This window comes from Pseudarthrobacter sp. NamE2 (assembly GCF_005796205.1).
In the GTDB taxonomy this organism is placed as follows: Bacteria; Actinomycetota; Actinomycetes; order Actinomycetales; family Micrococcaceae; genus Arthrobacter.
On the sequence record NZ_VAHN01000021.1, the window covers coordinates 13,672 to 38,818 of the forward strand.

25 protein-coding genes are annotated in these 25,147 nt (G+C 66.5%); 12 read left to right on the forward strand and 13 right to left on the reverse strand.

Going from position 1 to position 25,147, the window contains the following annotated elements; translation table 11 throughout:
• Positions 1-17 precede the first annotated feature (17 nt).
• Entirely contained in the window at positions 18-710 is a 693-nt protein-coding gene (locus tag FDW83_RS17845) for an SRPBCC domain-containing protein (RefSeq protein WP_138139417.1), read from the reverse strand.
• Positions 703-1,326, reverse strand: coding sequence for a helix-turn-helix domain-containing protein (locus FDW83_RS17850; protein ID WP_138139418.1), 624 nt, complete (start codon positions 1,324-1,326; stop codon positions 703-705). The genes FDW83_RS17845 and FDW83_RS17850 overlap by 8 nt, the downstream gene beginning before the upstream one ends.
• A 98-nt stretch (positions 1,327-1,424) precedes the next feature.
• Between FDW83_RS17850 and FDW83_RS17855 the strand changes: the two genes are divergently transcribed.
• The gene (locus tag FDW83_RS17855; RefSeq protein ID WP_138139446.1) at positions 1,425-2,426 is read left to right on the forward strand and encodes an RluA family pseudouridine synthase; all 1,002 of its coding nucleotides are present in this window, start codon (positions 1,425-1,427) and stop codon (positions 2,424-2,426) included.
• Here the strand turns inward: FDW83_RS17855 and FDW83_RS17860 are convergent.
• The 3 genes from FDW83_RS17860 to FDW83_RS17870 form a co-directional block, all read right to left on the reverse strand.
• Positions 2,423-4,759, reverse strand: a complete 2,337-nt coding sequence (locus FDW83_RS17860) for a hypothetical protein (RefSeq protein ID WP_138139419.1) — start codon at positions 4,757-4,759, stop codon at positions 2,423-2,425. The two genes, FDW83_RS17855 and FDW83_RS17860, sit on opposite strands and share 4 nt — an antisense overlap.
• An 87-nt stretch (positions 4,760-4,846) precedes the next feature.
• On the reverse strand, positions 4,847-5,047 hold the full coding sequence (locus tag FDW83_RS17865; protein ID WP_138139420.1) for a hypothetical protein: 201 nt from the start codon (positions 5,045-5,047) through the stop codon (positions 4,847-4,849).
• A 60-nt stretch (positions 5,048-5,107) separates the two neighbouring features.
• A complete protein-coding gene (locus tag FDW83_RS17870; protein ID WP_138139421.1) occupies positions 5,108-5,305 on the reverse strand; it encodes a hypothetical protein in 198 nt (65 codons plus the stop codon).
• Positions 5,306-5,518: 213 nt separating this feature from the next.
• Here FDW83_RS17870 and FDW83_RS17875 point away from each other — a divergent pair, with 213 nt between their 5' ends.
• The 3 genes from FDW83_RS17875 (at position 5,519) to FDW83_RS17885 (ending at position 7,257) form a co-directional block, all read left to right on the forward strand.
• Complete coding sequence (locus tag FDW83_RS17875; protein ID WP_138139422.1) at positions 5,519-5,719, forward strand: hypothetical protein; 201 nt, start codon at positions 5,519-5,521, stop codon at positions 5,717-5,719.
• Positions 5,720-5,852: 133 nt separating this feature from the next.
• Positions 5,853-6,566 (forward strand): bacterial transcriptional activator domain-containing protein, encoded by a 714-nt coding sequence (locus tag FDW83_RS17880; protein WP_171027613.1) that lies wholly within the window; start codon positions 5,853-5,855, stop codon positions 6,564-6,566.
• Positions 6,567-6,639: 73 nt separating this feature from the next.
• Complete coding sequence (locus tag FDW83_RS17885; protein ID WP_138139424.1) at positions 6,640-7,257, forward strand: DedA family protein; 618 nt, start codon at positions 6,640-6,642, stop codon at positions 7,255-7,257.
• A gap of 5 nt (positions 7,258-7,262) precedes the next feature.
• On the opposite strand, the gene FDW83_RS17890 is transcribed toward FDW83_RS17885, so the two are convergent.
• The 5 genes from FDW83_RS17890 to FDW83_RS17910 form a co-directional block, all read right to left on the reverse strand.
• Positions 7,263-7,568 carry a hypothetical protein gene (locus FDW83_RS17890; RefSeq protein ID WP_138139425.1) on the reverse strand — a complete coding sequence of 102 codons (306 nt, stop codon included), beginning with the start codon at positions 7,566-7,568 and terminating at the stop codon, positions 7,263-7,265.
• 109 nt (positions 7,569-7,677) lie between these two features.
• The gene (gene ppc / locus FDW83_RS17895; protein WP_138139426.1) at positions 7,678-10,488 is read right to left on the reverse strand and encodes a phosphoenolpyruvate carboxylase; all 2,811 of its coding nucleotides are present in this window, start codon (positions 10,486-10,488) and stop codon (positions 7,678-7,680) included.
• 113 nt (positions 10,489-10,601) lie between these two features.
• Complete coding sequence (locus tag FDW83_RS17900; RefSeq protein WP_138139427.1) at positions 10,602-11,147, reverse strand: hypothetical protein; 546 nt, start codon at positions 11,145-11,147, stop codon at positions 10,602-10,604.
• Positions 11,148-11,194: 47 nt separating this feature from the next.
• The gene (locus tag FDW83_RS17905; protein ID WP_138139428.1) at positions 11,195-12,406 is read right to left on the reverse strand and encodes an acyl-CoA dehydrogenase family protein; all 1,212 of its coding nucleotides are present in this window, start codon (positions 12,404-12,406) and stop codon (positions 11,195-11,197) included.
• Positions 12,403-13,194 carry an SDR family NAD(P)-dependent oxidoreductase gene (locus tag FDW83_RS17910; RefSeq protein ID WP_138139429.1) on the reverse strand — a complete coding sequence of 264 codons (792 nt, stop codon included), beginning with the start codon at positions 13,192-13,194 and terminating at the stop codon, positions 12,403-12,405. Before FDW83_RS17910 ends, FDW83_RS17905 begins: the two co-directional genes overlap by 4 nt.
• A gap of 134 nt (positions 13,195-13,328) precedes the next feature.
• Here FDW83_RS17910 and FDW83_RS17915 point away from each other — a divergent pair, with 134 nt between their 5' ends.
• Complete coding sequence (locus tag FDW83_RS17915; protein ID WP_138139430.1) at positions 13,329-14,567, forward strand: glycoside hydrolase family 76 protein; 1,239 nt, start codon at positions 13,329-13,331, stop codon at positions 14,565-14,567.
• A gap of 44 nt (positions 14,568-14,611) precedes the next feature.
• On the opposite strand, the gene FDW83_RS17920 is transcribed toward FDW83_RS17915, so the two are convergent.
• Positions 14,612-16,603 carry a glycoside hydrolase family 32 protein gene (locus FDW83_RS17920; RefSeq protein ID WP_138139431.1) on the reverse strand — a complete coding sequence of 664 codons (1,992 nt, stop codon included), beginning with the start codon at positions 16,601-16,603 and terminating at the stop codon, positions 14,612-14,614.
• 218 nt (positions 16,604-16,821) lie between these two features.
• Positions 16,822-17,424 (reverse strand): YdeI family protein, encoded by a 603-nt coding sequence (locus tag FDW83_RS17925; protein WP_138139432.1) that lies wholly within the window; start codon positions 17,422-17,424, stop codon positions 16,822-16,824.
• 107 nt (positions 17,425-17,531) lie between these two features.
• Between FDW83_RS17925 and FDW83_RS17930 the strand changes: the two genes are divergently transcribed.
• The 6 genes from FDW83_RS17930 to FDW83_RS17955 all read left to right on the forward strand — a co-directional run bounded on the left by FDW83_RS17930 (position 17,532) and on the right by FDW83_RS17955 (position 23,285).
• Positions 17,532-18,269 carry a VOC family protein gene (locus FDW83_RS17930; protein ID WP_138139447.1) on the forward strand — a complete coding sequence of 246 codons (738 nt, stop codon included), beginning with the start codon at positions 17,532-17,534 and terminating at the stop codon, positions 18,267-18,269.
• A gap of 9 nt (positions 18,270-18,278) precedes the next feature.
• Positions 18,279-18,818, forward strand: coding sequence for an NUDIX hydrolase family protein (locus tag FDW83_RS17935; RefSeq protein ID WP_138139433.1), 540 nt, complete (start codon positions 18,279-18,281; stop codon positions 18,816-18,818).
• An 88-nt stretch (positions 18,819-18,906) separates the two neighbouring features.
• Entirely contained in the window at positions 18,907-19,941 is a 1,035-nt protein-coding gene (locus FDW83_RS17940; protein WP_138139434.1) for a DUF6707 family protein, read from the forward strand.
• Between the two features lie 48 nt (positions 19,942-19,989).
• On the forward strand, positions 19,990-20,718 hold the full coding sequence (locus FDW83_RS17945; RefSeq protein WP_138139435.1) for an SRPBCC domain-containing protein: 729 nt from the start codon (positions 19,990-19,992) through the stop codon (positions 20,716-20,718).
• 45 nt (positions 20,719-20,763) lie between these two features.
• Positions 20,764-22,074: a tRNA guanosine(34) transglycosylase Tgt gene (tgt, locus tag FDW83_RS17950; protein ID WP_138139436.1), complete on the forward strand. Its 1,311-nt coding sequence runs from the start codon at positions 20,764-20,766 to the stop codon at positions 22,072-22,074.
• Between the two features lie 155 nt (positions 22,075-22,229).
• Entirely contained in the window at positions 22,230-23,285 is a 1,056-nt protein-coding gene (locus tag FDW83_RS17955) for a type IV toxin-antitoxin system AbiEi family antitoxin domain-containing protein (protein ID WP_138139437.1), read from the forward strand.
• On the opposite strand, the gene FDW83_RS17960 is transcribed toward FDW83_RS17955, so the two are convergent.
• Complete coding sequence (locus FDW83_RS17960) at positions 23,282-24,007, reverse strand: queuosine precursor transporter (protein ID WP_138139438.1); 726 nt, start codon at positions 24,005-24,007, stop codon at positions 23,282-23,284. The two genes, FDW83_RS17955 and FDW83_RS17960, sit on opposite strands and share 4 nt — an antisense overlap.
• A 204-nt stretch (positions 24,008-24,211) precedes the next feature.
• Between FDW83_RS17960 and FDW83_RS17965 the strand changes: the two genes are divergently transcribed.
• Positions 24,212-25,069, forward strand: coding sequence for a hydroxymethylpyrimidine/phosphomethylpyrimidine kinase (locus tag FDW83_RS17965; RefSeq protein ID WP_138139439.1), 858 nt, complete (start codon positions 24,212-24,214; stop codon positions 25,067-25,069).
• Positions 25,070-25,147: the final 78 nt, after the last annotated feature.

Consider the following 25,147-nt stretch of genomic DNA (forward strand, 5'->3'; position numbering starts at 1 on the left):
GGCGCCGGCTGCACTCGCTACTCGTACACGCGCTCCAGGAAGCCACCCCAGGCCTTGGCGGTGGTTTCGGAGCCACCGGCGCCGCTGAAATCATGGACGGTCATCCCCACCGGCGCACCCCAGGCGTTGCGGCCGAAAAAGCGGTACATGGCGTCGGCTGTCCGCAGGCCCAGGAAGTGCTCGTTGGAGAAGTCCACCTCGCCCGTAAGCCGGCCCACGCCGTCGAGCTCCACGTCCACCCGGGAGCCCTGCGCCGCGGAGTCAACACCCAGCGCCTTGCGGAGCTGGACGAACCCGTCCGGGACCTGGGACGCGGCCGGACCCTGGATGTCGGTGAAAACCACGGGCTTGCCGTCGAAGTGCTGGAGGTACTGCCCCAGCGTGTGCAGGTAGAACTCGGTGTGGCGGCTGGCGCCGTCGTACTGCTGGTCCCAGTTCTCGGCAAAGATGCCGCTGTGGACGTAGTGCAGCCGGGCCCGCCCGCCTTCAAGCGGTTCCAGGACGTGCTCCAGCTGGTTGAACCAGCCGTCAGGGCCCTCGATACGGGAGACCAGGTGCGAGGGGTATTCGTTGACCGTCTTCACGTCCGGCCACTCGTCCGTAGGGAACATCCAGGCCGGCGTGCCGGTGGTAACAGCCTCCCACACCCGCTCCGGTGTGCCGGGAAGTTCGGTGTCGTAGACGATCTCGAAGTTGCGGTTGTCAGCCATTGTCCTGCTCCTTGCTTGTGGGTGTTTGGTTGGTTGTCTTGAGTGCGGGGTGCAGTGCCACCACCAGCCGGTGCCGCCTTCCGCCTGAGGAGGACGCGCCGTCGTGGTATTTGTCTACCAGCCGTGTGACCGCCACGCCGAGTTCTTCGGCGAAGGCGGCACGGTCGGCCGCCGTGCGGAACGTGATGTCCCCGTCGATGGCGAAGGTGGCCAGTTTCTGCCGGGCCGCGGCGGCGCCCGTGATCAGCTTTCCCATCTCCTGCACCATCCGGCCGGCGAGCGCGAGCAGCCAGAAGGCGGAAAACCTGTCGGCGAAGCGGCGCGGATCCGGGGACACCGATGCCAGCGCTGCGGGAGAAATGAGGTAGGACGCGGCGATGGCCTGCAGGACGCGCTCTGTCACGTTGCCCTTACGGCGCTCCTCCACCAGCTCCACCAGCCCGTGCCGCTCCAGTGCCTTGAGGTGGTAGTTGACCTTCTGGCGGGGGAGCCCTACCTTCCCCGCGAGCTGGGTGGCCGATGCGGGCTCGGCCAGCTCGCGGAGAATCCTGACGCGGATCGGATCCAGCGACGCTTCCGCCGCGGCCGGGTCCTCAATCACTGCAATGTCTTGCATGCTTCAAGTATCGAGACCGACAACTTTTTTTGTCAAGAACTTTTTTCTCGTCGGAAGGAGAAGGGTTGAAGTAGCCCGCAAAGTAGAATAGGCCAGTGATGCAATCCCCCCTTCCTGTCCGCGACGGCGTTAATGCCACCCGCCTGCGCCTGCCGGACGAGGGGCCGTGGGACACCGCGATGGATTACATGATTCACCGCTGGGGCCACATCGACCCGCAGGGCATCGAGGACAGGTTCGACGCCGGCGAAATCGTGGGCGAGGGCGGCGTCCCGCTGCACCGCGACACTCCCCTGCAGGACCACACCTTCATCTGGTATTACCGGACGCTGCCGCCGGAGACGCGTATTCCGGTGGAGATCGGGATACTGCACCAGGACGAGCACCTGCTGGTGGTGGACAAGCCGCACTTCCTGCCCACCACCCCGGGCGGCACCTACATCCAGGAATCGGCCCTGGTGCGGCTCCGGAACCAGCTGGACCTGCCCGACCTCATTCCTATGCACCGGCTGGACCGCATGACCGCCGGCGTGCTGCTGTTCTCCACCAACCCGGAGACCCGCGGCAGGTACCAGGTGCTCTTCGAGAAGCGGCAGGTGCAGAAGGAGTACGAGTGCGTGTCCGCCGCGGAGCCCGCTCCCGGGCATTCCGCCGTCGAGTTTCCCGTGGTGGTGCGCAACCGCATGACCAAGTCCCGGAGCTACCTCCTTGCCGAGGTGGTTGGGGGCGAGCCGAATGCCGAGACCCGAATCGAGCGCCTGGAAACGTTCGACGGCGGGCCTGCGGCAGGTGCACCCGGCACCGCGGGTGCGGCTTCCGGTGGTCCTGCCCGCCTTGCGCGCTACCGGCTGGAACCGCACACCGGAAAGACTCACCAGCTGCGCGTGCACATGGCGTCGCTGGGCCTGGGCATCGTCAACGACGCCTTCTATCCGGAGTTGCTGGACAAGGCGCCGGATGACTACTTGAAACCCTTGCAACTCCTGGCCCGCGGCATCCGGTTTGTGGATCCCGTCTCCGGGAAGCCGGTGGAGTACCGCAGTGCGCTGGAGCTGAGTGAGGCCGCAAAGGGCCAGTCCGCCCTGACCGGTGTGACTTAGAGGCCCCGCACTACCGCTGCAGCTGCGTGCAGCCAGGCCTCGCGGGTTGCCGGCTGCAGCGCCTGGTAGTTCAGCCGGGCGCCGGACACCAGGGAGCGGTCGTACGGAACGCCCAGGACTTCCCGGGTCAGGCCTGAAAAGTGGCTGCGGGCCCTCCGAAGCAGATCCTGGTCGATCTGCGGGGACGGGGCGGCGAGGAGGGTGACGGCGTTGCCGACTTTCTCTTGGTATCCGCGCTCGCGCAGCCCGTCGATGAGCCATACCGCACTGGCCACCGTGTCTTCGCGAAGGGTGGAGACAATCACCAGTTCGTCCGCAGCGGCCACGGCAGCCTCCCAGTTGGAGGACCGCATGTTGTTGCCCGTGTCCACCATGATGATCCGGTAGAAGCGACGCAGCGCCGAATGAAGCCGGTCGAACTCGCGGCTGCCGATCGTTGCGGCCCCGGCGGCGTCCTCGTCCGAGGCCAGCACGTCGAACTGCGTGGAGCCCTGGTAGCGCACGTACTTGTCCAGGTCCCCGATCCGTCCCAGGACCGGATCCTCGAACCGGTCCACCTCCTGGAGCAGGTCAACGGCCGTCCGGGAGTGCCCGGCCATGGGTGCGCGCCAACCGAGGGTTCCCCGGGTTTCATTGTTGTCCCACGCCAGCGTGTAGCCCCCGCGCTGGATACCCATCGTGGCGGCGAGAAGCAGGGTGGCTGTGGTCTTGTGGGCTCCGCCCTTGGGATTGACCACCACCACCGTGCGGGGCCCGTCCAGCCGGCGCTGCACGTCCTCGATTGTGCGCAGATGCGCGCGCTCCCGGCGGCCGGGGGCAGGGTTGATGGAGCTGCCGGTCAATTTGCGCAAGGCACCCTGCCAGCCTTCCTCGGCAAGGACCGACGGCGGCGCGGGCCTTTCGGTGAGGAAGTCCTGGAGGGTGGGGACGGCGTCGCGCGCTCCAGCGGACGGGACATCGATGGCCATGGCCGTAGTTCCTTTCTGGCTTGGATGACCTTGCCGGACGATCTGCTGACCCTCGTCCCGGCGGCCCGGCAACATGCTCCAGACGCGGTACCCCACGCGTCGAAACAAAGTGAGGACGGTCATGAGCAGCCGGTACAGCAGGATGGCCACGCCCAGCACCGGAAGGGATAGCAGGAGGATGGACAGGACCGAGAGGGCGGCTGATGCCGGGTCGCCTGCCCCAATGGCCCCCGCGGCAGTCCCGGCGTGCTGCCGGATCGCACGGGCCGTCTGTTCCAGGAAAACGGGCAGGGTCAGCAGCAGCCAGCCGAGTGCCAGGACCAGGAGAGGAACCACTGTAACAACCCAAGCGGTGACGATCCGGCGGGCAAAGGGCCGTAGTTCCTTGACGCGTGGATCCATCGGACGGCCTGGCAGGAAGCTGAGCAGGACCGGGCGGATCCGGTTGAAGAGGTCCGGCACTCCGGCGATGTCGGCAAGCACGAAGTAACCGTCGAACCGGAGGGTTGGCACCAGTTGCTGGAGCATGGAAATGTGCATTAGGGCGGCCACCAGCAGGAAGAAGCCTTGGCCTGATGCCAGGTAGGCGACACCGAACACAAGCAGACACAGGCAATTGAAGTAAAGTCCGCCAAGGTCCGTGCGGATCCTGCCCGCCCGGTTCAGCCTGTAGGAGTCGGTCACGTTGGTGAAGAAGGCGGGAAAAACCAGATAGACTCCGACGCCGATCACTCCCGGCCGCGCTCCGCCGTAGTGGCACGCAGTGGCATGTCCCACTTCGTGGAATACGGCCCCGGCTGTCAGCAGGGCAAAGATGCCAAGGAGCAACGCCGGGGTGAGGAGTACCTGCTGCAGTGATGCCATCAGGTCAGCCTGGATGACCAACACAACATCGAGGGCTGCCAGTGCCGCCAGGACGGCCACCACAACCGGCGGCCAATACAGCGGCGCAAGGATCCGGGCCAGCACGTTGACTGTTTTTTCGGGCAGGAGTGTTCCCCGCAGCCGCAGCGCCAGCAGCGGATTCGCAGTGGGTGGTGCAGGGGCATCTGCAGAGGCCGCCGCCACCTGGACCAGGCCCATCGGTCCCAGCCTTTTGTCCAACAGGTGGCAGAGCCCGGCGACGTTCAGCTCGCGGCCGTAGGCGTCACTGACCTCCCGTGCCGTCTCCTGCAGCCGCTTTTCAGCAGAGACAGATAGCAGCACCATGTGCAGCAGCTCCGAGAGCTGCACTACCTGGCCGTCACCGCGCCGTAGCAGGTAGCTGCGGTCCTTGAGGCCGGAACCCTGCACGGGGCCAAGGAACGCAAGTCCTGGGACAAGCGACCAACGCTGGTCGTAGGCGGCATCCGGTGCTGTTGTCACGTTCCCTGCCGATACATCGGGTGAATAGGTTCGGTGGGCACACTCCGGCATTGGAGCGCGCCCACCGGTTCCGGCATGCATGCCGGCTTATTGTTGCATTACCAGCAGTTCCTGGACCGCAGCCGAGTTCGCGACGGAACCGATCGAGCCCGCATTGATGGCAAACGAAAGGTTTATAGCGATCACGGGAGCGACATTGACGTCGTAGCACAGCGTTTCCCTTGCGGGCAGCAGTTCCATAACTTCGGCGTCGAGTTCCGCGGGCAATAACGCGGTTGATGCCGCCATGGCACCTTACCCCTTTCCCCCGGTTATTACCCGGGACTAATTACCAGAACTGTTAGCCGACTAGTGCTGGACTACCTTGATGTCCTGCACTGCAGCGCTGTATGCGTTTGAGAACAACGCGCCTGCATTTACAGCCAGGGACGTGTTGTGCGCCATCACGCCTGCCCAGTCGAGGCTCGCGTCCAGGTAAAGGGTCTCCCGCGAAGGCAGCAATTCAGCCTGCTGGCCGTCCAGGTCCTGGATGGTGAGTTCCGTCATTTCAATCACCCCCTCCCGATGTCTCGCCAACAGTCAACGCGGAACCCCGTGGCAGTTTCATCACCGGAGCGTTATTTTTGCGTTGTTTATGCAATGGCGCTTTTCCGGCCGCCCGTTTACCGCCTGATTTGTGCGTTTAGGATGGGTAATACCGGGCAGTAACGTGTCCGAGGACAATTCTTCTGAACTCACCAGGAAAGCAGGCGGCCGCGTATGGCGGACAACGAAGGCACGATGGTAATCCGCGCGTGGACCGAGCCTGCGCAGGGCCACGCAATCCGCGCCCGCCTTATTTCCAGCCATCCGGGCAATGACAGGGAAACAGTGGAGGCTGCCGGCGACGCCGAGCAAATCCTCTCGGCCGTACGGCGCTGGCTTGACCAGCTACAGGCAAGTGGCGGCACCAGCGCCTGAGATATCTTGGCGAGGGGGGCGCGTTGGGGGACGCCCCCTCCCCCCTATGTTTGTAAAGTGTCTTGACATGACCTGACCAAGTGTCACGATGGGTGTCTGGGGGTCAAGTGTTCGCCGTTTGAAGGGGAATGGCATGACTGTGGCACTGGCACAGGAATGGCACTTGAGCCTGTTGGGGGCTTGGCGGTTGCAACGGGGCAACACAACGATGGCAGTGGCCTGCCGGGAGCAGCGGTTAATCGCATGCGTCGGACTCCTTGGGTGCCGTCGCCGCAGTTTCCTGTCCGGCCTGCTGTGGCCCCGAAGCAGTGAGACGCAGGCAGCCGGGAACCTTCGCACAAGTGTCTGGTGCATATCGCACTCTTTCCCGCACCTGCTCCATTCCACGGCCGACGTCCTTGAGTTGGATGAGTCGGTCAGCGTGGATGTGAGGGCGCTGCAGCGGCACGTGGCAATGCTGCGCGAACAGCCGGGCATCCAGATCCCGGAGACGTACCTGGACCACCTGAGCCGCGCCGAGCTGCTGCCCGGGTGGTACGACGACTGGGTGATATTCGAACAGGAGCGGTTGCGGCAACTGCGGCTCGGCGCGCTGGAGCTCATGGCCAGGCAGTATCTCGCCGGGAACGAGCCGGGGCGGGCGGTGATAGCGGCGCTGTCTGCGGTCAGCATCGAGCCGCTGCGGGAATCGGCGCATCTCCTTCTCGTCCAGGCGCACCTGGCGGCAGGGAACCGGGCAGCAGCCGTGCGCGCCTATTCAATGTTCGCCAGCCGGCTGGACGCAGAGCTCGGCGTCCAGCCTTCCCACCAGCTGACGGAGCTGGTGTCCGCCTTCCATCCGCGGTGACCTCCCGCAGCAGGCGGGAATCTTGACGGAAATCCCCGGCTTCGCAGACGTGAAAGTGCGGTAATTTGTGCCCATGGACTTCGGCAGCGCTGACAGCTGGGGGGCCGCGATCTACTTCTGGATCATCCCCATAGTCCTCGGTGATGCCATTTTTCCGCCCGTTCCGTCCGAGATGGTGGTCATCACCGGCGGGGCACTCTCCGCGGACGGGCGCGCGAACGTCTTCCTGGTGGCCGGACTGTCCGCCCTCGCCTCGTGGATAGGCGACATGGTGGTGTTCCAGCTCTTCCGGCGCCGGCTCAGCCACATCCTGGACCGCTGGCGGTGGGGCCGCCGGGTCCACCAGGGCATCCATGATGCGCTCGCCAAACTTGGACGGTCATCAACGTATGGCGGCATCATTGGCCTCCGGTTCATCCCCGGCGGCCGACTGGCCACATCAGCGGCAGCCGGCATCGCAAACGTTTCCGTCCGCGGCTTCAGCCTTTGCGCCGGACTCGGCGCCGTGCTGTGGGCCTGCTGGCTGGTGGGTCTGGGCTATGTCACCGGCTCGGCCACCAAGCTGCCGTTCTGGGCCAGCTCGCTGATCGGGGTGGCGCTGGGGCTGGTGGTGGGCGCCGTCGTCGGGATCATTGTCACCCGCCGCCGCGGCAACCGCTCCCCCGTGGAGGAACCGGGCCCGCTGGGCTGAGGAGGCTAGACGGGCAGCCACTTGCCGCGGCTGCGGCGGAGCACGCTCAACGTGCCGGTGAGCGCAACGCGTTCGACGGCGTCGCGCATCATGGCTGCCGATTCCCGCGCCTGCTGGTCCTCACCGCTGTCCTCAGTCGCCTCCACGAGGAAGCGCAGGTTCAGCTGCGGCACCCCGCCTGAAATCTGCAGCTGGTGCGACTCAACATGGTGGCGTGTCCCAAGGACCTCGACGGCAGTGTCCATCACGGACTCGGGAGCATTCCCCGGCCGCAGCCCGGTGATCTTGAGGCGGGTCTGGAACGAAGGCATGCCCTCCACCCTATCCAAACGCTCGTTCACTGCCTGCAAGAAACCCCAAACGCTCTTTCACCAGGTGAGAGAGCGTTTGACGGATGCCTGCGAAAAGTGAGAGAGCGTCTTAGCCGGTGTTGCGGAGGCCGGCGGCCACGCCGTTGACGGTGATGAGCATGGCCCGCTGCAGCCGCTCGTCGATCTCGCCGCCGCTGATGGTTCCGCTTTCGGTGCGGATCCGGCGCAGCAGTTCCACCTGCAGGTAGCTGATCGGGTCCAGGTACTGGTCGCGGACCTCCAGCGAACGCTTGAGGGTGGGCTGCGCGTCGAGGAGGACGTGCTCGCCGGTGAGGTTCTGCACCTCGGCGACGGTGAGCTCGTATTCCTCGCGGATGGTCCGGAAGAGGTGGTGCAGTTCCTTGGGCACCAGGGTGTCCACGTAATACCCGGCGATATCCAGGTCCGTCTTCGCCAGGGTCATCTCCACGTTGGACAGCACCGAGCGGAAGAAGTGCCAGTGCTCCATCATCTCCGCGAGCTGAGCACCGTTGCCGGCTTCACGGGCGGCCTTCAGCCCGGACCCCACGCCGAACCATCCGGGCACGATCTGCCGGGACTGGGTCCAGCCGAACACCCACGGGATGGCGCGTAGGCCGCCGAGCCCGGCGCCGGAATCGGGGCGCTTGGACGGGCGGGAGCCGATGTTCAGGGAGCCCAGCTGCTCCACCGGGGTGGACGCCATGAAGTAGGCGGGCAGGTCCGGGTGGTCCACGAGGTTCCGGTAGCGTTCGAACGCGGCGTCGGAGATGACCTCCATGACCTGCGCATAGCGTTCGCGCTGGTCGTCGGAGGTGCGCGGGTCGCGGTGCAGCGCCGAACCCTGCAGGACGGCGGCCAGGGAGAGCTCGAGGTTTTCGCGGGCCAGCTCCGGCAGCGAGTACTTGTCCGAAATGACCTCACCCTGCTCGGTGAACTTGATCTCGCCTTCCAGGACGCCGTTGGGCTGGGCCAGGATGGCGTCATAGGTGGGCCCGCCGCCGCGGCCCACGGAACCGCCGCGGCCGTGGAAGAGGCGCACGCGCACACCGTGCTTGGCCGCCACGTCGCGCAGCTTCCGCTGGGTCTTGTGGATTTCCCACTGGCTGGTGAGCACGCCGGATTCCTTGTTGGAGTCCGAGTAGCCCAGCATCACTTCCTGGATGTCGCCGCGCAGCCGCACCAGTTCGCGGTAGGACGGGTCGGAGAGCAGCTGGTCGACGATCTCGGCCGAGGCGCGCAACTCCTCCACGGTCTCCAGCAGCGGCGCGAAGCCGAGTTTGGCGTAGGGTTTTTCGCCGAAGAGGTTCACCAGTCCGGCTTCCCGGGCGATGACGGCCGCGGCCAGGACGTCGTCCGCGCCGCGGGTCATTGAGATGATGTAGGTCTCGATGACGTCCGGCCCGTACATGCGCAGGGCGCGCCGGATCTCGCGGAAGACGTCGTACGTACCGTCCGCGGCGCCGTCGAGCTTGATCGGGTGGCCGGAAAGCGGGCGGCGGGAGGCAAGCTCCGAGCCCAGCACCTCGAAGCGCTGCTCGCGGGAAAGCTCGGCGTAACGCACGCCCGGGCCGCCGAGCCGGTCCATCAGCTGGCCGACGGCGTCGTGGTGGTGGTCGGCGTGTTCGCGGATGTCCAGCGTGGCCAGGTGCAGGCCGAACGAGGCGATGGCGCGGCGGACCCGGGCCAGGGCACCGTCGGCTGCCAGGGAGGCGGAGTGGTTTCGCAGCGAGAGCTCCAGCAGCTCAAGGTCCGCCAGCAGCTCGTCCGTTCCGCTGTAGTCGCGGCCGTGCTCGTGGTTGGAGTTGGCCGCCACCCGCTTGCCCGTGTTGATGAGCTTCGCTTTGATGCAGGTGAGCTTCAGCCGGTACGGCTCCTGGGCGTTGAGCTCAAGGACCCGCTTGTCCAAGCCGGGAAGGTTCTTCAGGTCCGCGTCTATCGACTCCAGGAGTTTCTTGTCCGCCCCTGCGAGCGCAGTGGAATTGGACAGGATGGAGATCAGCTCATCGATCATGCCGATGCTGATGCGGATGGCGTTCTGGTTCTGGATCTGCAGGATTTCGCGGGTGACGGCGGCGGTGACGTTGGGGTTGCCGTCGCGGTCGCCGCCGATCCAGGAGCCGAACCGGATGGGGGCGTCCTTGGAGGCGAGGCTGACGCCATGCTCGTCCAGGAGCTCGGACAGCTCGGTCAGCATTTCGGGCATGGCGTCGGTGAGGATGCCGCCCAGGTAGTAGATGGCGTTGCGGGCTTCATCGACGGGGGTGGGCCGGACCTGGCGCAGTTCGTCCGTCTGCCACATCTGGTCGATGATTTCCGCCAGCTGGCGGTCCTGCCGGCGCCGGGCGGTGGTGCCCTCGGCGGTGGGCTGGGCCAGGACGTCGGAGAGCTTGCGGATCTTGTCCAGCACCGAGCGGCGGGAGGCCTCGGTGGGGTGGGCGGTGAAGATGGGGCGGACGTCCAGGCCGTTGACAACTTCCTGCAGGACGGCAGGGCCGGCCTGGCCGGCGATTTCGGCGACGGTCTTGGCGAGCCAGCCGTCCTTCTCCGCGCGGGTCCGCAGTCCGCGGACCCGGTGCACCTGCTCCGCCGCGTTGGCCAGGTGGAAGTAGAACGCAAAGGCGCGGACCAGGTCGGTGGCCTGCTCAATGGGCAGGGAGCCGAGGAGCTCGCGGACCTGGGCAACGACGTCGTGCGCGCTCCAGGGGCCGGTAGCGTCGGCACCGCCGCGGGCAGCCTCCTTGGATTCCTTGGTGAGGAGGCGGACCTGCTCCACCAGGTCCAGGAGTTCCGGCCCGTGCTGCCGGACCAGGGACTCGCCGAGCAGGGTGGACACCCGCCGGACGTCTGCCCTCAGTTCGGCGGCAAGGTCAGTTTCGGGATGCATTGCAGTGTGAGCCATGGAAGCAATCTTTCGAGGGTTTCGGACTTGGCTCGTACACTGCGCTGGATACTGTGAGCCACGTTACTGACTAAAGATGGTACCCGCACGGCGGCGCCACGGGGGAATTCGTCTCAGATAATGTCATCCGCCGGGTAACCTATGTGACGCTTGACCCGCTCGAGCTCGGCCCGCAACTGCGCCACCTCGGCTACCGCGGCAGCGGCCTCGGCGTCACGCCGCCGCGCCCTTGCTGCGCCGACGGTTGCCGAAAACAGGCCCAGCGGCACCAGGACAACCAGCGCCCACCCTGCCGCGGTGAAAAATTCCAGCGCCACGGGAAGCGCGGCGCGAAAGTCCACAAACTCGTTCACGCCGTCGGCCATTCCGTTCAGGGCCCCGTCCAGCGGGCCCAGGAATTGCCCCACCATCGGTGTTTCCGAGAGCGACGGCGGATTGAGCCGTGCCTCCCGGTCGCCGCCCCACCGCCCGTCCCCCAGATGGTTGAGGACGTAGATGCCCGCCCCGACGCTGGCTGCCATAAATACGACGACGGCGGCGAGCGCTGCGAGGTCCGGGCGCCGGCGGCGCCAGAGCAGGACAGCAGCCCCGCACACCAGCGCCGCGATCCATGTCAACGCCTTGAGCCAGTCACTGCCAACCCCTGCAAAGATGTCCACAGCACCTATTCAACCGTGCGCACCACTTCCGATGTTGCAAAAGGCGTTCAACCGCCGAAGGCTGACAGCCCGGTGACTGCCCGGCCGACAATCAGGCTGTTGATCTCATACGATCCCTCGTAGGTATAGATCGCCTCGGCATCCGAGAAGATGCGTCCCATCCGGTAGTCGGTCAGGATGCCGTTTCCGCCCAGGATGGACCGGCCCAGCGCCACAGTTTCCCGCATCCGTGCGCTTAGATAGGACTTGGCGAGCGCCACCTGCGGCATGTCGGCCTTGCCTTGGTCCTGCAGCCGGGCAAGTCCAGCCATCATTCCCATGCTTGCCACGGCATTGCCCAACATGGTCACCAGTTGCTGCTGGATGAGCTGGAACTGCGCAATCGGCCGGCCAAACTGCCGGCGTTCGACGGCGTACTGCCGGGCGACGTCGAAGGCCGCAAGCTGTTGCCCAACAGTCTGCCACGCCACGCTGATCCGTGAACCCCGCAGCAGTTCCCTGGTGTCATTGAAACTGCTGATCGGGGCGAACCGGTCCGCCTCCGCTACCTGCACGTCCTCGAACACGATGTCCGCGTTCTGCACCGTCCGGAGTGCTGTCTTGTTTTCAATCCGGGTGCGGCGAATGCCGGGAAGATTGGCGTCCACTATGAAGCCGCGGACCGCGCCGTCCGCCTCGTCCCGGGCCCACAACAGCATGTAGTCGCAGAACGTCCCGTTGCCGATCCAGCGTTTGGCGCCGTTAAGCACCCAGGCGTCCCCGCCGTCGTCGGGCCTTCCCGTTGCCGAGGAGATCCTGCGTGCCCGGGTTTCCATCCCGCCTGCCACGTCGGAGCCGTGTTCCGGTTCGGTCAGGGCGAAGGCACCGGTGATGCGGAAATCCGAGGCATCCGCCAGCAGCCGCTGCTGCTGTTCCGGGCTGCCAAAAGTGTGGAGCGCCTCAACGAAAAGGCCGTGGTGGACCAGGAAAAACGTTGCTATGGAGGTGTCCGCGCGGGTCATCTCCGCGATCATCAAACCCGCGAACAGGTTGCTGTATCCGCGCCGGGCGGGTGCATCCAACTCGAGGGCCGCGAGTTTGGGCAGGATGTGGACCGGGAACTCGGCATTGTTCCACCACTCCCCTGCACATGGCGTGATTTCGGCGGCCAGGAAAGCCCTGAGCTCGGCCAGCTTGTCCCGTTCCGGCTGTGTCAGCAGGGATTCGTAGGAGTAAAAGTCCGCAGCGGGCAAATCCACGGCGTTGCCGGCGGGGCTCATTTCGGCCCCATCCGGATGGCGCCGTCCAGGCGGATGGTCTCACCGTTCAGCATCGCGTTGTCCACGATGTGCGCCACCAGCTTGGCATATTCCTCCGGCTTGCCCAGCCGGGAAGGGTGCGGGACCTGCGCGCCCAGCGAGTCCTGCGCCTCCTGCGGCAGGCCGGCCATCATGGGGGTTTCGAAGATCCCCGGGGCGATGGTGACCACCCGGATCAGCGAGCGCGCCAGTTCCCTGGCGACGGGCAGGGTCATGGCCGCTACCGCACCCTTCGACGCCGCATATGCCGGCTGGCCGATCTGGCCTTCGAAGGCCGCCACGGAAGCTGTGTTGATAATGACGCCCCGCTCGGGACCGCCGGTTTCCGTGGCGACCGGTTCCGTGGCCACCATCGCCGCGGCGGCCAGCCGGAGCACGTTGAAGGTGCCGACAAGGTTGACCTGCACAACCCGGTTGAATGCCTCCAGCGGCAGGACCCCTTCACGGCCCAGCACCTTTCCGGGCGTGGCAATTCCGGCGCAGTTCACCACAACCCGCAAGGGTCCCAGGCTGGCGGCGGCGTCGACGGCGGCCTGCACGCCAGTCTCGCTTGTCACGTCAGCGGGGGCAAAGACGGCGGTTTTTCCGTCCGCCTGGCTGTTGAGTTCGTCCGCGAACGCCGCCCCGTTGGATGAAGGGAGATCCAAAACCACAACGTTGGCGCCGGCGCCGAACAGCGCGCGGGCGGTGGCGGCCCCCAGGCCGGACGCACCTCCGGTGATGAGCGCGACGCTGCCTGTGATGTCCATCCATCCTCCTTGATGTGGCGCCTCACCGCACTGGCAGCAGCGGGGTATCAGTTAGTGAATGTTAACTGAAATGCGCACGCTCCGCACCATCCCTGCTCCCCGGATGCGGAAGAGGCCCCGGTTAAGGTGGTTCCATGAGCTCCAGCCGATCAATGGCCGACCTCTGGCAGGGCCGCGCCAACCACGCCGCACGGTCCGTAACTACGCTCTTTGGCCGGAAGCTGTTGTTCCTTCCGGGTACCCATTTGGCCGTTGTCACCCGGGAACAGGTACTGTCCCTGCCGGGGTGGCGGGCGGCACTGCGGTGGCTCAGTGCCCGCGCAGCCCTGCAGTTCCCCTGGCACTACTGGTGGCAGGCCCACTACGTCGACTGCCTGGTGGACACGGGCGAACGTGAACGTGGAGCAGGTACGGCACCGGCAACCCGCTCCAGCGGGCCCGCCCGCCCGGGCGCCGGGCGGCTGGCATCCCGGCTGCTGACGGGGATCCGGCTGCGGAATGCGAACACGTACGTCAACAACTATTACGACGACATGGCCTGGCTGGCGCTCGCCGCACTCCGGCTTGACGAACTGGCGGAAGTAACGGGGCAACCGGGCCGCCGCCAAAACGCTGCCCTCTTCAGGTCCCTGACGCTGCAGTTCGATGCGGCCAGCACCGGCCACATGGGCGGCGGGGTGTTCTGGAGCAAGAAGCGGGACTTCAAGAACACCCCAGCCACCGCACCGGTTGCCCTCTTCTACGCCCGCACGGGACAGCGCGCCAAAGCACAGTCCCTCATCGACTGGCTGGACCGCACGCTTTTCGATCCGGCGCAGCAGCTCTACCTCGATGGTGCCCGGTGGGACGCTGCGGGCAACGTCACCATTGACCGGGCGGTCTACACCTACAACCAGGGCCCCGTGCTGGGAGCCCTGCTTGAGTTGGGCGGGGACGCCAACCTCACGCGGGTGGCGGAGGTGGTGGCGGGAGTGGACCGGCTGCTGACGGTGCCCGCCCGGGTTGCCGGCACGTCCGACGGCGGAACTTCAGACCGCACGCAGGTCCTCCGCTGCGACGGTACGGGCGACGGCGGCCTGTTCACCGGAATCCTGTGCCGATACCTGGCGCTCGCGGCGCGGGATGCAAGGCTTCCGCAAGCAACCCGCGATACCGCCGCCCGCCTGGTCACGGATACGGCGCAGGCGCTCTGGGATGGACGGCGCAGCCTGGCCAGCGGCGAAGCCGCCCAACAGCACCGGGACAGGAGCATTTTCTCCATCCATGCCGCGCAACCGGCTGTTGTGACGTATCCGGCGGGTGCCGTCGTCGAACTCTCCACCCAGCTGCAGGCGTGGATGACACTGGAGGCAGCGGCCGCCATCAACCGGTAAGGGTATGGCTGGACGGGGGGCAGGCGGGTTTCAACCGGACCTGCTTAGCGGATCCCCGCGAGCGGCGTCACCGTGCCGCCCTTAATCTTCACTTCCCCGCCGCCGGCGACCAGACGGGCTTCCTTCTTCCCCCCGTGCGGAAACACCAGCGAGGTCAGGCTTTCGCTGGCGCCATCGACGAACACCTCCACGGAAGACCTGTCGATATAAGCGGTAAGGCGGACGGTGCCGCCGCCCTTCGGCCCTTCCACTGAGCGGGCGTCACGGTACAACGGATCGATGTCTTCGCCCCTGCCCGCATTCGCAACGGCGTCGCCGTCCCGGACCACAAAGGCCTTGCCCGCGCGGAAGTCGTAGCCCACAGTGGCGTAAGTCCTGCCGCCGCCCTGCAGGAGCAGACGCCCCTCGCCGGCACCGGATTCCGGCCGCTCGAATTCCAGGTCCACCTTGAACGCACCGCTGTCCGGAACAGCCAGCGCGCCGTCGTCGGTCAGGCTTCCTCCATCACCCAGCACCCCGGCGGGCACCGCCGCCGGCGAACCCTCCAGCGACTGCAGCGCCGGCGTGGGCGCGGACACCAAAGCCGGCCGGCCGTCGTCGGACGTCAGCCGGAGGTCCCGCACCACCGAAGCCGCTCCGAACCAGTTGCCGGTAAGCAGCTCCCGGGCGTAGGCCCAGTTGTTCATCCAGCCGATCGCGTGCCGGGTGGCCTTCCGCTGCCCGTCCGTCAGCCGCGGGTCATCCCAGGTGACGGCGGCATAGAAGTCCGGGCCGCCGTCGAGCCACTGGTGGTCGCCGTCCGCCGTGAAGCCCTTGCCGTCGAAGGTTCCCGTCCAGTACGCCAGCCCCGTGGTCCGGCCCTCCTCCGCGCCGTTGGCACTGGCAGCCAGCACCCAGGTCCGCTTGGCAGGGTCGCCGTCAACGTCCATCTGGAAGATGTCCGGGCATTCCAGGATGCCCAGCCCGTCACGCTCGAATGCGGACACGTACGTCCACTGTTTGAGGTCCTTCGAAGTGTAGAAGCCGATTTTGTGGCCCTCCGCGAGCAGCATCAGCCACTGGTTATTGGCGACGTCGCGCACGATCCGCGGGTCGCGCCAGTGCTCGGCCCCGGGGTTCTCCATCACGGGGTTCCGGTCATAGTTCTGGAAGGTGTAGCCGTTGTCCGTGGAGTAGAACAGGGACTGCCGCTGGACGCCCTCGTGCTGCTGGGTGAGGACGGCGATCACGGCGCCCTTGCCGAACCCGGCAGTCCCTTCGGTGTCCACCACTGCGGACCCGGTCTCGATATCGCCAAGGCCGTTGCGGAACTTCTCGATGGCCACACCCTCGTTGTTCCAGTGCACCAGGTCGGTGCTGGTGGCGTGGTACCACTCCGTACCGTTTCCCTCGGGGTAGTCCACGTTGTAGAGGTAGTAGTAGTGCCACAGCCCGTCCAGGAAGAACGGCCGCTGAGGATCATTCATCCAGCGCTGGTCCGGGGTGAGGTGGTAGGCCGGGCGGAAGCCGGGGTCCTCCGCGGGCGCCGCCAGGCTGGCCGCATCCGGCGCGGGCCAGGCCTTTTCCACGCCAAGGTCGGCGAGCAGAGCGTCGCGCGCTTCGGCGCTGATGCAGTCCGGAAGTTCGACGGCGGCCGCGTCCTTTTCCACGCTCCCGTCCACGCTGCTGCGGAGGAAGACCGTCCCCTCCACCCGGGTGCCGGCCAGCCAGCCGGTGCCGCATTCGATGCTGCGTACGTCCTCGGTGCCTTCCGCCCGGATGCTGCCGCCGCGCTCGGTCAGCGTGGAGTCGTTGCCCTTGACCCAGAGGGAAGCGTACCCGCCGCTCCGATCCTTCGCCGCCGCTTGGGCGGCGGCCACACTTTCCAGGGCACGTCCGGCAGCCCCGGCGGGACCGGGCCGCACATCTCCGGCCAGGACCAGGGACACGGCCAAAACCAGCACAACAACGGCGGCCACCGTCCAGAGGAGGAGGCGGTTCCGGCGGGCGAAGCGTTGAAGGGCAGGAAGTAAGGTTCCGGGAGGATTTCGGGGCATGGCTTCAATTCCGTCGCTGAAACACAAGTGCCGTCCCCCGGGATGGGGAACGGCACCAGCGCAAATGAACCAGCAATTCTACCGGCCCGCTGCGCGTGAGCCCAACTATGGCGGCAACTATCCCTTGGAGCGGGGGAGTTTTTGTCCAGATATGCAGGCTTCCACCGCCGGGAGGCCTGCATATCTGGACAAAAACTGCGCGGGCCGGTTGAAGCCGGCTATGGTGCGGCGTCCGGACGCCTTTTCTGCGGGTAGGGCGCCTCGCCGCGGGCCAGCATCTGCACGAACTGCGCGATCTTGCGCTCGCGGGTGGCCGCCTGCTTGACGGAGTTTGTCCGGTAGATCAGGGCGAACCGGTTGGTCCTGGTGAGGACGTCAAACATCGCCTGGGCCGCGGGAACCGCGGCGATCGCTGCGGCAAGGTCCGCCGGAACCTCCGCCGTCGCCTGCCCGGCATAGGCTTTGTCCCACCGCCCGTCAGCTTTCGCGGCCTCCACGGCTGCACGCCCGGCGTCGGTCATCTTTCCGGCTTCCTCCAGCCGAGCGATATACGTGACGTTCCTGGCCGACCAGGCACTGCGGGGACCGCGCGGCGTCATGCGCTGGTAGGAGCTTTGGTCATCCCTGCGCCTGGCCTGGCCGTCGATCCAGCCGAAGCACAGCGCCTCATCCAGCGCGGCCGCGTAGTCCAGTTCGGTCACCTTGCCGCCCTTCTTGTGCAGGACCAGCCATACTCCCGGACTCGTCTTGTGGTTGGCTTCCAGCCAGGACCGCCAGGCGGCAGCGTCAGGCACCAGCAGTTCCTCAAGTTCCACGGCCATGTGGCCCATTCTGCCCCTGCAGCCGTAGGGCACAAGTTCCGCCGCCCTTCGGTTCCGCCCGTGGCATCATGGCCTTACGTCCCGTTGCCGAGATGAAGGTCAGTGCCATGCTCCGCGTCCGTCCCCTGCACTTCACGTCCAATATTGAGTCCTGGGAGCGGCTGCTCACCGCGTTGGGCCTGGTCCTGACCGAGGGCGACGGCGGCTTCCGCGTCTATGATGCCGGGGCCGGACGGCTGGCAGTCCATGAGGTAGCCGGCGGAGCGGCCGAGGACGGGACCACGGCCCTGGCCGTTGAGGTTGGCGACCTGGCCGAGTTCGCCCGCCGCACCAACCTCGCCGCGCAGGAAGACGGGACCACGCCCGCGGAACTGGTCACCGTGGATCACGGCGATGCCTGCCGGATTACCGCTCCGGACGGGTTCAGCTTCCTGGCTGACAAAGCCGCGGCAGGCACGGAGGGCGGCGGAGCGGACCCGGCGCTGGCGGTCGTCGGGGTCTGGTTTACGGAGGACGCTGACGCCGCCGCCCGCACGCTCCGCCACATCGGCGCGCGGCCGAGGCCGGTGCCGGACAACGACGAGACGGCGGATTTCACGGCCAAGAACGGCGGCATCCTGCTGGTGCGGCCGGCCGCCGGGCCGTCGCGGTCCGGACTGGGCTTCGAGTACGACGGCGCCCTGGAACCGCTGCGTGACCGGCTCACCTCGGCGGGGTTCCAGGTCAGCCTTACCGAGGAGGCATTCGGCAGCACGCTTCACGTCGCCAACCCCGACGCGACCGGGGACGACGCGCCCCCGGTGCCTGCTACGGTCTGGATCTCCCGGCACCTTCCCATGGGGTAGAACTTAACCATGAACGTGCGCACCCCTGACCCGAATCCCGGCTGGCTTTCAGAAGAAGACCTCTTTGAGGCCCGCGGGCGGCTGCCCATGGTGTACGTGGAGGCCGTCCCGGTCAGGCTGGATCCCCTGGGGTACGTGAACGAGGTGGGCACACTGCTGCAGGCCGACGCGGACGGGACCATGGTCCGGTCGCTCGTGTCCGGCCGCGTCATCTACCGTGAAACCATCCGCGCCGCCCTGCTCCGCCACATGGAAAAGGACCTGGGGCCGCTGGCGTTCCCCCAGCTCCCCATCAGCCCGGTTCCCTTCACCGTGGCCGAATACTTTCCGGCACCGTCCCAGACCGGTTTCACCGATGAGCGCCAACACGCCGTGTCACTGGCCTACGTCATCCCGGTCACCGGCGAATGCGAGCCGCGCCAGGACGCGCTGGAGCTGACGTGGATGACCCCCGAAGAAGTCCTCAGCCCCGGCGTCCAGATGGAGTTTTCCGGTGGCCGCGGCAGCCTGATCCGCCAGGCCCTGGCCTTCGCCGGCGTAGGATCCTGAGACCGCTCCGGGAACCTGGGGGTCCCCGGTTTTGTCAGCCCGCCTTTGTAGACTGTAGGGCGGACCGCAAGAGAACGTAAGGACTCCCATGACCGAAACACCAGCCGCCCGGCACCATCGTGAACAGCAGGCTGGAACCCTGTCCACCGGCAGCGTCATCCTGCTGCCTGACGGCGAGCGGACGGCGGAGATCCACCAGGTGGAGGTGGAACAGGACGATTTCGGTGCGCCCGCCCTGGTGCTCGCCAGCTTGTCCGGAGGCGGAACCTTGCGGATTGCCGTGGGCACCTCAGTAACGGTTGTGGGCGGAACGCCCGACGCCGCCACCCGCCTTCCGCTCGCGGCCGCACCGCCGCTTCAGCCCGCGCAGGCGAGTGAAGCCGTGCGCGCAACGGATGAAGGGCAGGAGCAGCCCGGTGCAGAGGCTCCCTCCGCACCTGCGCCCGCCGCCGTCGTCGTGCCTCCCCTGCCGCCTGTCCCGCCGGCAGCGTACGGGCCCAGCGAGGAGGAACTCGCCCTGATCCCGGCGCCGGACGGCACCCCCGAGTCCGTGGTGGAAGCCGCCGCCGCTGTCCACCCCGATGCTGTGGGCGTCCTGCTGCTGACGGACCGGCTGTCCAAGGGCGTCAACTTCAAGTCCGGCAGCTGCCTGAAAGACCTCACTGACCTTGCGCACGAGCTTTTTATCACGCTCAAGGATGCGGACCATGCGCTGGCTGTGGCCGACCTCCTGACTGTCCTTCCCTACGACGGCAATCCCGGGCGCTGGGCATCGGTGGAGGCATCGCTGGCCCTCGCCAGCTACATCTGCCGGCAGGACGGCCAGAACGAACGCGCCGCTGTGTACGAGAAACTGATCCGGACCCCGGAAAACCAGGAAACGGACCCCTTCAAGGCGCGGATGGCGGCCAAGGTCCGGCAGCGGTCGCTCAACGAGCCCAACCTGTACGACAAGGAAATCTTCCGGTCCATCGACAACTCCAACCACGACGCCGAGCGGGAATGGCGGCTGCTGCGCCTCGAATCCCTGCTGTTCCTGCGCGCCCACGGAGGCTCGGAGACCATCGGCATGACCGAACTCGAGCGCCGGATCACCAACGAGCTCGAGGCCGTCCGTTCATAGGGAAATTCCCCCTACCCGGGGCCGGGCCGGAGTTGTACATTCGGGGCTATGACGAACAACCTCAGCGTACTGATCAACGCCGATGCGCCGCAGGTCTGGACCATGCTGCGCGAACCGTCCAAGGTGGCCGAATGGCACGGCTGGCAGGCCGAGGACCTGGACGCCGAGATCAAGGAGATCTACTTTTCGGCCGACGTGGAGGAGTCCTCGGACCACACCAGCCTGACCGTCCACGGCGGCGACACGTTCGAACTGCATCCGGTTCCGGGCGGCACGCAGGTCAGCGTGACCCGCGGCGCCGTGGACCACGATTCGGAGTGGGCTGCCTGGGATGAGGACATCACCCAGGGCTGGCTCACGTTCCTGCAGCAGCTGCGCTTCGCGCTTGAACGCCACCCGCACGGCAGGCGCCACACCCTTTTCCTGCACCTGACGGAAGGGCAGGGCTCCGCGATCGAGAAGCTCGGGCTGGCCGGCCTGCCAGCGCCGGGTGAGCCCTACGAACTGACCCTGGGCACCGGCGAGGAGATCAGCGGGAAGGTCTGGTACCGCACCAGCCACCAGGTGGGGGTCACGGTACGCAGCTATGCGGAGCACGGCGAAGGGCTCCTGGTGGTGGCCGACCATCCCGCCATCAAGGACGTCCGGGCGGAGGGTGACGGGTCCTTCATCATCGCCTCCACCTATGACCTGGGCGCCGCGAAGCTGGATGCCATCCGCTCTTCCTGGGACTCCTGGCGGGAGCAGCACTACTCCTCCTCGCAGCCCGTGAGCTGACAGCCCGTTTCCCGGGGCCGGGCTGATTGCTGGCACACTGGTACGGTGCCAGCCAACCCCGTTTCCGTCCCCGCAACCGCTTCCCCCGCAGGTCCGCTGCCGGCCCAGTCACAGTTCTCCTTCGCCGTGGGCACCCGGCTGGCGGAATCGTGCCCGCCATCCGCCATCCAGGTTGAGGAGAACGGCGGGGAGTTCCTGGGCCGCACCGGCACCATCACCACACCGCACGGTGAAATCCGGACACCGGCGTTCATCGCCGTCGGGACCAAAGCCACCGTCAAGGCAGTGCTGCCCGAATCCATGGCGGACCTTGGCGCGCAGGCACTGTTGGCCAACGCGTACCACCTCTACCTGCAGCCTGGCGCGGACGTCCTGGACGAGGCCGGCGGGCTGGGCGCCTTCATGAACTGGCCCGGGCCCACGTTTACAGACTCCGGCGGGTTCCAGGTGATGAGCCTGGGCTCGGGTTTCAAGAAGGTCATTGACATGAAGTCGGTGGATGTGTCCGGCCCGGATGACGCCGTTGCCCCGGGCAAAGAGCGGCTGGCTCACATCGACGACGACGGCGTCTGGTTCAAGAGCCACCTGAACGGTGACCGCCACCGCTTCTCGCCCGAGATCTCCATGCAGGTCCAGCACCAGATCGGCGCGGACATTATGTTTGCGTTCGACGAGCTGACCACGCTGCAGAACTCGCGCCGCTACCAGGAGGAGTCCCTGGAGCGCACCCGGCTATGGGCACTGCGCTGCATCGAGGAGCACTTCCGCCTGACCGGGTCCCGTGTGGGCAAGCCGTACCAGGCGCTGTTCGGCGTGATCCAGGGCGCCCAGTATGAGGACCTGCGCCGGAAGGCCTGCCGCGACCTTGGTGCCATGCCGTTTGACGGGTTCGGGATCGGCGGAGCGCTGGAGAAAGAGAACCTGGGCACCATTGTCCGGTGGTGCAACGAGGAGCTACCGGAGGACAAGCCGCGCCACCTGCTGGGCATCTCGGAGCCGGACGACATCTTCACCGCGATCGAGAACGGCGCCGACACGTTCGACTGCGTCTCCCCCACCCGGGTGGCCCGGAACTCCGCGTTCTACACTCCGTACGGCCGGTTCAACCTGTCCGGGGCGAAATACAAGCGCGACTTCGGGCCGCTGCAGGACGGCTGCGACTGCTACACCTGCGCCAACTACTCCCGCGCGTACATCCACCACCTGTTCAAGGCCAAGGAGATGCTCTCCGCCACGCTGATCTCCATCCACAATGAGCGGTTCGTGGTGAAGATGGTGGACGACGCCCGGCTGGCCATCGAGTCCGGCACGTTCTTCGACTTCAAGGCCGAGACCCTGGGCCGGTACTACTCCTGACGCACCTGGGCGGCCTCCCGCCGTCGAAATCGCCGGAACGCTGCGGGGACGCTGAACCGGAACAGCGTCCCCGCAGCGTTCCGGCGTCCTCGGCGTTTTCCACATATCGACGGCGTCCCCTGCATCCCGCGCAAAGTCCACCGGAAGCTGGGTGGATGACCCGGCTCCCCGCATCCTTGCGGCCACTTCCTGTTACAGGAGATCTCTGGCGGACGGACCAACTGCATGCCAAGGGACTCCATTCCCGCGCTATCCGGCAGCTGGTCACCGGCGGCGAGCTCATCCGGCTGCGGCACGGCTGCTACATCCGCGCTGCCGTGTGGGAGAAACAGTCCCCCACTATGCGAAGCGTGCAGCTGATTCATGCACACGCCTACGGGACGTTGACGACGTCGGCCGGGGGCTTTACCTACAGCCACACCTCGGCGGCGCGGCTCCACGGCCTCTTCCTGTGGAACGTGGACGACCTGATCCATCTGTTGTTCCGGGTGTCACCGTCCCGTCAACGCCTTGGCAAGGATGTCCGCGGCCATACCCGGCCTTATACGGCCACGGAAGTCACCACCCGCAGCACGCTCCGGGTGACCACCCTTGAACGCACAGTGGTGGACTGCGCGATGATGCTCGACTACCGCCAGGCGCTGATTCTTGTGGACAGCGCGCTCCGGCTTGGGGCGGATGCCGCCATTATGCACGCTGCTGCAGCCGGGCTGTCCGGGTACCGGGGAGTACGAAACCTCCGGGCGGTACTCGCCAGCGCGGATGCCCGGGCTGAATCGGCGGGTGAAACGCTGACGCGGGACCTCATTGCCCGGCTGAAACTTCCGAGGGCGGAAGCCCAGGTGGAGATGCGGAGCCGCGTGGGCTGGCACCGGCTGGATTTCGCCTGGAAAGAGAAGAAGGTGGCCCTCGAATTCGACGGGAAGGTTAAGTACTTCGACTACAAGCCCACCAACGAGGTCCTCTTCCAGGAGCGGCGGCGCGAGAAGGCGCTCACCGAGGATGGCTGGCTCTTTGTCCGGGTGGAATGGAAGGACCTGTTCCGCGAGCAGGAATTCAAGAACCGGATCCTGACGGCCCTCCGACGTCAGCCGGCCTTTGGCGCCGAAGCCCGGGTGCCGCCGTCGCATTCGCTGGAACGGTGCGGGGACGCTGAACCGGAACAGCGTCCCCGCACCGTTCCGGCGTCCTCGGCGATCCGACGCTTTTAGGCGGCAGCGGCCCCGTAACTCGGTTCCCGCTTCTTGATCCAGCGGATCACCAGCGCCGTCACCGGCACCAGGATGAACTCCACGAGGGTCTTGTAGACAAAACCCGCCACCACGTAGTTCACAAACGTGCCAAAATCCGTGATCCCGATTACGGAGGCGGCGATGCTGCAAAAAATCAGGGTGTCGACGAATTCACCGGCGACTGATGACCCCATGATGCGGGCCCACAGGGATTTCTCCCCGGAACGCGCCTTCATCTTTACCAGGATCCAGGAGTTGATGGTCTGGCCGGCAAGGAATGCCAGCAGCGAAGCCAGCACGATCTGCGGCACGGGGCCGAGGGCACCTTCAAGCGCGGCCTGCTTGGAGGCCCCGAACTCGTCATCGAACCCGGGCAGGGCGATGATTATCCAGTAGCAGAGGGACGCGAAGACGGACAGTGCGAAGGTGGTGAAGATTGCCTTTCGCGCCACCTTGAAGCCGTACACTTCGCTGATGACATCGCCCAGGATGTATGCCAGCGGGAAGAGGAAGAATCCGCCGTCGGTGACGATTGGTCCCAGCACCACGCCCTTGGAAGCACCGATGTTGGACAGGATCAGCACTGCCGCCATGAACGCCAGCATGATGCCGAAATACGGGGACCCGACGGACGCGAAGCGGGCAGCGGCACCCGGGGATGTGGTTTTGGGCAGGGCGTCACGGCCTGATGCAGATGACATGAAGGAATTCCGTTTCAAAGTGGTTCGCTCGGTGCCCGTCACTACAGAGGGCGGCCGGCTGTATTAGCACTGGTGGGGCTATTCTCCCACCCGCCCGTCCCGCCAGCCACATGGAAGGGCCTTGTGGCCCTGAACACCCCGACTCAGCTGCCGCTGTACAGCAACACAAGGAAAACGTCCGACGCCGGATGGCAGGATGGGAGCATGACTTCCGTTTCCGTTGACCCAACGCCCTCCGCCGCCGGTCCCGCCGTCGTGCTCACCATTGCCGGCTCCGAAGCAACCGGCGGCGCCGGCGCGCAGGCCGACCTGAAGACCTTCCAGGAACTCGGCGTCTTCGGCATTGCCAACCTGACGTGCATCGTCTCCTTCAACCCGAACGACAGCTGGAACCACCGCTTCGTGCCGGTGGACCAGCAGGTGATCGCGGACCAGCTGGAGGCGACGACGGCGGCCTACGGCCCGGCGTCGGGAGCGCCTTCCGTGCTGGACACCGTGAAGATCGGGATGCTGGGCAGCCCCGCCACCATTGCGACGGTGGCCGGCGCCCTGAAGGCCAACAGCTTTGGCAACGTGGTCCTGGATCCCGTGCTGATTTGCAAGGGACAGGAGCCGGGACACGCACTGGACACGGACCAGGCCCTCAAGGCGCAGATCCTGCCCCTGGCCACCTTCGTGACGCCGAACCACTTCGAGGCAGAGTCGCTGTCCGGCGTGGAGATCACGGACGTCGAGTCGCTCAAGGCCGCTGCAGTCCGCATCCACGAGCTCAGCGGCGCAGCAGTCCTGGCAAAGGGCGGGGTGCGGCTGGAAGGCCCGGACGCCGTCGACGTCTTCTACGATGGTGAGACACTCGAAGTCCTGGCTGCGCCCAAGGTCGGCGAAGTGGCGGTCTCCGGTGCGGGCTGCTCGCTCGCAGCTGCCGTTACCGCGGAACTGGCAAAGGGCTCCTCGCCCCTGGAAGCCGCCCGGACCGCCAAGGAATTTGTCACCGCCGGCATCCGGAACCGCGTGGCGTCCGGGGCACCGTTCGAGGCCCTGTGGCAGGGCGGCGCCCGCTGACCCCACACCCTCTCTCACTTCCTGCACCAAAACCGGCGCCCGCTCCCCAGTAGGGAACGGGCGCCGGTGCGCGTTGGC